Origin of the sequence: Bartonella sp. AU15XJBT, assembly GCF_028618615.1 — a bacterium.
Classification (GTDB): domain Bacteria; phylum Pseudomonadota; class Alphaproteobacteria; order Rhizobiales; family Rhizobiaceae; genus Bartonella.
Genome location: NZ_JAQITG010000089.1, coordinates 1 through 1,858 on the forward strand (window position 1 = coordinate 1; position 1,858 = coordinate 1,858).

2 protein-coding genes and 1 pseudogene are annotated in these 1,858 nt (G+C 46.6%); all 3 read right to left on the reverse strand.

Features of this window, described 5'->3' with window-relative positions; genetic code table 11:
• Nucleotides 1-766 (reverse strand): phage tail protein (locus tag PVV57_RS10170; protein WP_273784025.1); only part of this gene is annotated, 766 nt, incomplete at its 3' end.
• The gene (locus tag PVV57_RS10175) at nt 766-1,662 is read right to left on the reverse strand and encodes a baseplate J/gp47 family protein (protein WP_273784026.1); all 897 of its coding nucleotides are present in this window, start codon (nt 1,660-1,662) and stop codon (nt 766-768) included. The genes PVV57_RS10170 and PVV57_RS10175, both read right to left, overlap by 1 nt.
• Nucleotides 1,649-1,858 (reverse strand): annotated as a pseudogene (locus PVV57_RS10180) (baseplate assembly protein); the annotation flags it as partial. The gene PVV57_RS10175 and the pseudogene PVV57_RS10180, both read right to left, overlap by 14 nt.

Here is a 1,858-nt window from a genome sequence, read left to right on the forward strand (position 1 = left end):
TGTCTCTTAACACGAGATAAAGCGTGCGACCATGAAACCATTCTGCCATGAGCATATCGCGTTCATGTTTTTTGACCGAACACCACGGAAAATTTGCCATGTCCCATGGATAATCGATTTGGTTCCAGCTTAACTCTTCATCCCCATCATCTATCCAATTGCCAATGAGTTTGCCTTCTTCTTTTAAGAGAACGCACTCTATCTCTGTTGTGCGCCCAAAGGAAAACAACGTGCCCCCAGCTGTTAAGCGAACACCGCTCTCAGAATCCAACATGCTGTCATCAAGGCGTGACATATTGGCTTCCATGGCTTGCACATCATAACCATAGGTCCCACGGCGAAAATCAGAGCGCAAACTTTTGGAAAGGTCGGTAATCGCTTCTATAGCTTCAAGGCTTTTGCGTTCAGGCAACTGATCAAAATCAAGTTGAAAGGAATTCCACCATGCGCGCCCCGTCCAGGCGGGTTGAAAGCGTGCTGAAATCTCTAACCATCTCAAACCCATCTCTATTGCCGCAAGGGAGCCACGTATCCTCTGCCATGCAAGCCCTTGATCAATTAAATCATAAAGGTTAGAGAAATAAGGGTTTAATTCTTGTAAGCCATATTCGTCTATTAAAAAGGGCAACCAAGAAGGCGGACGCGTGATAAATTTCGCGCGGGGTATTTCTTCGAGTGCCGTTTTTACGTGGGGGTCAAGAGCCATTGCTTCGGCAAAACAACGTTCAAACAAGCTCGAATTCGGGGGTAAAAGTGAGGAAAGCATCAATAAGCGCGCCCCCGTTCAGACAAGACAATATCCCCTAGTGCGACCGCTTCATCAGGTGCGACCAAAATATCCTCACAAGGTTGCGTTATGTTCACATGGTGAACGCCTTCAACCATCAAGCGGCTTAATATCCAACTTATTGAGAGATCACGCCCAAGCCTTTGCGCTCGCGCCCATTCTACTCTTAAATTCTGCTCCGCTCTTTCCAAAACAAAGGAGCCTTCATCCGGTAACAACCAAAAATCAGCAGAAATATCGATCATCCGCTGCACCGCGCTTTTCACAAGGATGTGGTCATTGGTCATTTTAACATGGGGGCAATCAAGGGCTGCTTGTACCTTGGCAATTAAAGCCTCATCAGCCACCCCTGAAGGGGCGTCACTAAAAAGCGCAACATGAATAAGCGGGCTTTTACCCTCACGATAAACAAAAGCATCTTTGACATGGATATCACTTGAGAGAGCAAAATATTGATACCGTGGTGCTGTGCCCCCTGTGGAATGTCCTTGTCTATTCAAGCGAATGCGGCGGCGCAAACGCTCATCATCTTCATCCAAAAGGCGCGTGACCCCATGAAAATCCCCCAAATGATCTAAACTTGTGCCATGCGCAAATGTGAGTAAATTATCCCGCGCCACTTCATTCATCCGCTGGCGCAATAGCAACTCTTCATAAGCGGCCGCTTGTAATTGAATGACTACCGGATCATAAGCGGTTTTTTCCACATTATAAGGGATATTATGCGCCGCAAAAAGCTCAGTCAAACGCGTGATCTTTTGCTCTAAAATGGCTTCAACAGAAAGCTCTTCAATAATTTGTGGCAAAGGGAGTTGTGGAGGGGGGCGTTGTGGAGAGGGAATTTGTGGGAGTGGAAAAGGTTCAAACTCTGTCATCACCAACCTCTAAATTGATGCTCATTGGCTCTTTGTGTGACCAATCCCCCAAATGTCCATCGGGATAAAAAACACCGGTTAAAACAAAATGGAATGTGCCTTCACGCGTTGCTTTTGTCAGATCAATCCTCTGCAACGAAAACCCGGGCTCTCCACACTCTGGATCATCGAGTGCTTCAACAATTGCTTGATAAAG